Raw genomic sequence first — 4,971 nt, forward strand, 5'->3', positions numbered from 1 at the left:
CCTTCAAAAGTGATAAAAAAATTAATCAATGAATAAGGAAAAATTACTCTACACTATCGGAGAAGTAGCTGAAGAGCTACATGTGGAACAGCATGTTTTAAGATTCTGGGAAAGCCAATTTCATCAAATTAAACCCATAAAACGTAAGGGAAGAAGGCTATATGATCATAAGTGTATAGAGGCTGTAAAGAAAATAAAGTATATGTTATATGATAAAGGATATACAATAAAGGGAGTACAAAAAGAATTTAATAATGATGTAAAAATCGATCGCGGTTCAAAGGATTTATTACAAGAACTTACTGACCTAAGAGACTATTTAATTAGTAAAATAAATAGTGGAGAAGCTAATGAATAACCGTAGGCGTAGGGCAGATGTATCTCATATAGCAGGAAAACTAATCAAGAAGTGTGAGCTCACGTTAAAGAATAGTTAAAAAAAGTACCTGTGTAAATTCCCAAACATCACGTGAACCCTCTTAATACGTAACTTGCGATTAAGAAAAAATCAATACATTCACAGTAGATTCAGCTTATATCTATGTCTTTTGTGTGGATGTTATAATGGAAATTTACGCAGGAAAAGAAAGAAGAATAGCTAATGTAGTAACTCAGCACTGGAGTGAAATAAAAGGATCAGATAGAGATTGGCCAGAAAGGCATGAAATAGATACTGCCGAAATAATGGAATCTTGGCAGCATTGTTTTATTATTGAAGTTAATGACCGAGGTTATATCTGTGAAAATGCGGGAGAAAAGGCTGTTGAGTTCTATGGTTTTGAAAAGAACATGTGTATTGATAGTAAATATGTAGTTGATGCACCATTTTTGCAACTATATAAAGTAGACGCAGTTATTGATAAGCTTGATACTGTAGTAGATAGTAAGTGCTCAATTAACGAGGAAGAAGAAAGTGAAAGTGTTAAAATGAGGCAAGTGTTGTTGCCGCTTGGGGATAGAAAAGGTATAACACACATATTGGGTGTAATTACATTTAAGCTCCTTTAATATGCAATTTTAGCTTGTATTGTAGATTCAGATTACATATTATAGTAGTGTTGTAGCTTATAAGTTGCAATACTATTTGATTCTTTAATAAAATTATTTATATTGCTAACTAATTGCTATTAAAGAATTCTGTGACAATGTTTGCGAGTTTATATGAAGAGAGTGAAATTAAAAACCAAATCTTCCGTTAAAAAACGCTTTAATCTTACAGCTAAAGGCAAGATTATCTCTACTCAATCAGGCAAAAGGCATGGCATGATAAAGAGGAGTAAATCCAATATCCGTAACCAACGTGGTACAACGATTCTTGGTAAATCTGACTCGCGTATAGTTAAACTTTACATACCTTATGGTATTTAACAAAATGGAGGTAAAATAGAATGGCTCGAGTGAAACGTGGAGTCACTACTCATGCTCGTCACAAGAAAATATTAAAGTTAGCAAAGGGCTATAAAGGACGTGCAAAAAGTTGTTACAGGGTTGCTTTACAAAGGGTTGAAAAAGCATTACAATATGCCTATAGGGACAGAAGAAACCGCAAGCGCGATTTTCGCAGCCTGTGGATAATACGTATCAATGCATCAGTAAGAAAGCATGGGCTTACTTATGGTAGATTCATGTATGGCCTCACGCTTGTTGGAATTGGTTTAAATAGAAAAATCCTTGCTGAAATGGCTGTTAATTATAAAGACGGTTTTGCAGAATTAGTAGAAACTGTAAGCAACAAATTAGCAGAAAATTCTTGATCCCTTTAAGCACAGCAGCATGAGAGTTGTTTTTATGGGATCACCAGAGTTTGCTGTTGGTGTGCTAAGTTTGTTATTGAAGTCAGAGAATAAGATAATAGCCGTATATACCAAGGCCCCAAAACCTTCGGGACGTGGACAGAAACTGACGAAATCTCCAATACATGTTATTGCTGAAGAAAATGGTATAGAGGTGTGCATTCCTACCTCTCTAAAATCTTCGGTAGAGCAAGAACGGTTTAGAAATTTTAAACCAGAAGTTGCAGTTGTTGCTGCATATGGGTTGATACTTCCAAAAGAAATTTTGAATATTCCAAAATATGGTTGTATTAATATTCATCCTTCGCTGCTGCCTAGGTGGCGTGGTGCAGCTCCAATACAGCACACAATTTTGGCGGGAGACCAGGAGACTGGAGTTAGCATTGTGCAATTGAACGAAGGGTTAGATTCTGGTCCTATTTTAAAACAGAAAAAATTTCTGATTGAAAAGAACGACAATTACAAGACATTGCATGATAAGCTGTCTGTGCTGGGTAGCAATTTACTGATGGAAGTATTAAATAAAATTGAAAAACAGTTTCCTTCAGAACAAAATGATGATAATGCGTGCTATGCTGATAAAATGAAGGACTATAAAATTTATGTGAGTGATACTTGCGAAGTTGCTTATAGGAAAGTTAAAGCATTTTACCCCAAAGCGTTTGTCAAAATAGAGAATAAACGTTTCAGAATACTGGATGCTGACTTTGAATTAAATGCCTCTTTAACTTCAGCGCAGGGTGAGATTATTAATGATAATATGCACATAAGTTTGAGGAACGGCACTTTAATTACTAAAGTTGTGCAAATGGAAGGAAGAAACCCGTGCAATGTTGAGGATTTTGTCCGTGGATTAAAATTTAGTATGGTAAAAAAGCTTATAGAATAAATAGAACCCCTGCACAGCTAGTCTATAGTAGAAAAGCACAGACGAACGATGTAAGCTACGCCTGGCGGCTTTGTTGTGGAATAAGCTTTTCAATATTACTAACAGTGAAGTCAGTTGTATTTTCAGCTATTTCATCTAATTTGTCATTTATGTTTTTACCTATTTCTCTATCTTTAAAACACGCGTATAGGACTAAAGCAGCTACAGCTGCACATGTTGCAGTTGAACCAATTTGTACTATGGTGAATAGTGTTAGCTCACCTACAAATATAGATAATAATCCAATAGCTAGGTTTATAATTTTGCTTTGTGTTGTTTGTTGTGTTGATTGGTTTTGATCTTCCTGTTTATCTTCTAAGACTTTAGGTATTGTTTTTGAAGCAACTTTCATCGCTATTGCTACAACTGGAACTATAATTAGTCCTATAGCTATTTTTGCTAAAAGAAGAATTGGCGGTAGCATCATTACAGGTAATAATGAGCCAGCTCCTATAGCCAACCACTTTCCATTTATTTTTTTAGATTGATTCCCACTATCAAGCATTGTAAACCTCCACTTTGTTTAATAATTTTAACACGAAGTACGAAAGTGGTCATGATATATTTTATGTGAAAGAATGTATTGAAAGTTTTTTTTATGTTATTCTCTGTTAACTTATAGTCAAGTTTAAAATTTTAGAAGGAGTTACGTATTGTTTAGAATCCTTATATACTGTTTTGGATCAGTTAGAGAGAATTGAGTGCAAGATGCAGTTTTAGTTTTACAAGATGGTAGGTACTTTTTAGGAAAATCAGTAGGTAAGAGAAGCAAGTGCATGGGTGAAATCTGTTTTACCACTGGTATCACTGGTTACCAGCATACTATAACTGATCCATCTTTTGCCGATCAAATTATAACGTTCACTTTTCCTCATATTGGCAACATTGGGATAAACAGCAAAGATAATGAAGGAGGAAAGGAAATTTTTGCAAGTGGCGTGATTATACGTGAACTTTCTTCTGCATCTCATCCTTCATCATGTATCAGTTTAAATGATTGGTTGGAGAGAGATAACGTAGTTGGAATATCAGGAGTTGATACTAGAGCCTTGACTAGGCATTTGCAAAAACATCGATCCCAAAGTGGGATTATATCCCCATTGACCTGCTCTCCGGTGTATGACGCTAGGATCTATGATAACCAAACTACTCTTGTAATAGAGGGTCTGCTGGATGAGTTGAAGAAATACAAACCTTTAAATGGAGTAGGGATAATTAATAAAGTCAGTTTAAGTAACAGCTTCAAAAACGATCTTAATGCAAAATACAAAGTTATAGTAGTTGATTTTGGTGTAAAGGCTAGTATAGTTTCACGCTTAATAGAACTTGGTTGTGCAATTGAATTGATTAAGCCAGATAAAGGTTTTGCTCAGAAAATATTAAGTATGGATCCAGATGGTATAGTACTTTCAAATGGTCCTGGTGATCCACGAGAAATAGGAGAAAGTATGATTCTAGAGATAGACGTTATTATAAAATCTAAAATACCAGTCTTTGGTATATGCATGGGTCACCAATTGCTTGCAATTACTTTGGGAGCAAAGACCTTCAAGATGAATGTTGGTCACCGAGGAAGTAACCATCCAGTTTATAATGTGAATGAAGGAAAAGTTGAGATCACCAGCCAAAATCATGGATTTGTTGTTGATTCATCTTCTCTACCAAGTGACGTTGAAGTTACTCATATTTCTCTGTTTGATAATAGTATAGAGGGAATAATGATGAAGAATTACCCGGTTTTTTCTGTACAATACCATCCAGAAGAAGCTCCAGGTACGCACGATTCACATTATCTATTTAGGCACTTTATTAACAGTATTGAGTTACATAAAATGAAATCTGCATAATTTTAACCTGGCAAGGTTTTATTGCTTGATTTTTTAGTTTTAGACATTTAATATTAGATATAATAAAAGATTAAGTTAAGATACTGGGGTAATGCTCTCTTAACAAATTTTGTGGAGGAGTGACCGAGTGGTTAAAGGTAACAGACTGTAAATCTGTCCGTGAAAGCGTACGTAGGTTCGAATCCTACCTCCTCCATCGTGCGGGTATAGCTTAATTGGTAGAGCTCTAGCCTTCCAAGCTAGTGGAGTGGGTTCGAATCCCACTATCCGCTCTTTTTTTGTTGTGTTTTAATAAGATCAACATATTATTTATATATTTGTATTTTAGGTAGAAAAGTTTAGATTATGACACAAGTAGTAGAAGCATTTGGCAAGCCGCATATGAATGTGGGGACAATAGGAC

General features: G+C 35.0%; 7 protein-coding genes and 2 tRNA genes. 8 read left to right on the plus strand and 1 reads right to left on the minus strand.

Going from position 1 to position 4,971, the window contains the following annotated elements; translation table 11 throughout:
* Positions 1–28: 28 nt before the first annotated feature.
* The 5 genes from IHO13_RS04445 to fmt all read left to right on the plus strand — a co-directional run bounded on the left by IHO13_RS04445 (position 29) and on the right by fmt (position 2,682).
* Positions 29–358 carry a MerR family transcriptional regulator gene (locus IHO13_RS04445; RefSeq protein ID WP_225538459.1) on the plus strand — a complete coding sequence of 110 codons (330 nt, stop codon included), beginning with the start codon at positions 29–31 and terminating at the stop codon, positions 356–358.
* A 206-nt stretch (positions 359–564) separates the two neighbouring features.
* Entirely contained in the window at positions 565–1,008 is a 444-nt protein-coding gene (locus IHO13_RS04450) for a PAS domain-containing protein (RefSeq protein WP_225538460.1), read from the plus strand.
* 153 nt (positions 1,009–1,161) lie between these two features.
* Positions 1,162–1,368 (plus strand): 50S ribosomal protein L35, encoded by a 207-nt coding sequence (gene rpmI, locus IHO13_RS04455; protein ID WP_225536276.1) that lies wholly within the window; start codon positions 1,162–1,164, stop codon positions 1,366–1,368.
* A 20-nt stretch (positions 1,369–1,388) separates the two neighbouring features.
* Positions 1,389–1,754 carry a 50S ribosomal protein L20 gene (rplT, locus tag IHO13_RS04460; protein WP_225538461.1) on the plus strand — a complete coding sequence of 122 codons (366 nt, stop codon included), beginning with the start codon at positions 1,389–1,391 and terminating at the stop codon, positions 1,752–1,754.
* A 19-nt stretch (positions 1,755–1,773) separates the two neighbouring features.
* The gene (gene fmt / locus IHO13_RS04465; protein ID WP_225538462.1) at positions 1,774–2,682 is read left to right on the plus strand and encodes a methionyl-tRNA formyltransferase; all 909 of its coding nucleotides are present in this window, start codon (positions 1,774–1,776) and stop codon (positions 2,680–2,682) included.
* Positions 2,683–2,737: 55 nt separating this feature from the next.
* Here fmt and IHO13_RS04470 read toward each other — a convergent pair whose 3' ends face one another.
* Positions 2,738–3,226, minus strand: a complete 489-nt coding sequence (locus tag IHO13_RS04470) for a hypothetical protein (protein WP_225538463.1) — start codon at positions 3,224–3,226, stop codon at positions 2,738–2,740.
* Between the two features lie 196 nt (positions 3,227–3,422).
* Here IHO13_RS04470 and carA point away from each other — a divergent pair, with 196 nt between their 5' ends.
* The 3 genes from carA (at position 3,423) to IHO13_RS04485 (ending at position 4,840) form a co-directional block, all read left to right on the plus strand.
* Positions 3,423–4,568: a glutamine-hydrolyzing carbamoyl-phosphate synthase small subunit gene (gene carA, locus IHO13_RS04475; RefSeq protein ID WP_225538464.1), complete on the plus strand. Its 1,146-nt coding sequence runs from the start codon at positions 3,423–3,425 to the stop codon at positions 4,566–4,568.
* A 113-nt stretch (positions 4,569–4,681) separates the two neighbouring features.
* Positions 4,682–4,764, plus strand: a tRNA-Tyr gene (locus tag IHO13_RS04480).
* Positions 4,765–4,768: 4 nt separating this feature from the next.
* Positions 4,769–4,840 (plus strand) — tRNA-Gly (locus tag IHO13_RS04485).
* Positions 4,841–4,971 lie beyond the last annotated feature (131 nt).

The organism is Wolbachia endosymbiont of Mansonella perstans, assembly GCF_020278605.1.
Classification (GTDB): Bacteria; Pseudomonadota; Alphaproteobacteria; order Rickettsiales; family Anaplasmataceae; genus Wolbachia.

Bases quoted from the DNA above. Each gene is read 5' to 3' on its own strand.
- IHO13_RS04470 (WP_225538463.1), bottom strand. From the start codon at position 3,226: ATGCTTGATAGTGGGAATCAATCTAAAAAAATAAATGGAAAGTGGTTG.
- IHO13_RS04445 (WP_225538459.1), top strand. From the start codon at position 29: ATGAATAAGGAAAAATTACTCTACACTATCGGAGAAGTAGCTGAAGAG.
- rplT (WP_225538461.1), top strand. From the start codon at position 1,389: ATGGCTCGAGTGAAACGTGGAGTCACTACTCATGCTCGTCACAAGAAA.
- IHO13_RS04450 (WP_225538460.1), top strand. From the start codon at position 565: ATGGAAATTTACGCAGGAAAAGAAAGAAGAATAGCTAATGTAGTAACT.
- rpmI (WP_225536276.1), top strand. From the start codon at position 1,162: ATGAAGAGAGTGAAATTAAAAACCAAATCTTCCGTTAAAAAACGCTTT.
- fmt (WP_225538462.1), top strand. From the start codon at position 1,774: ATGAGAGTTGTTTTTATGGGATCACCAGAGTTTGCTGTTGGTGTGCTA.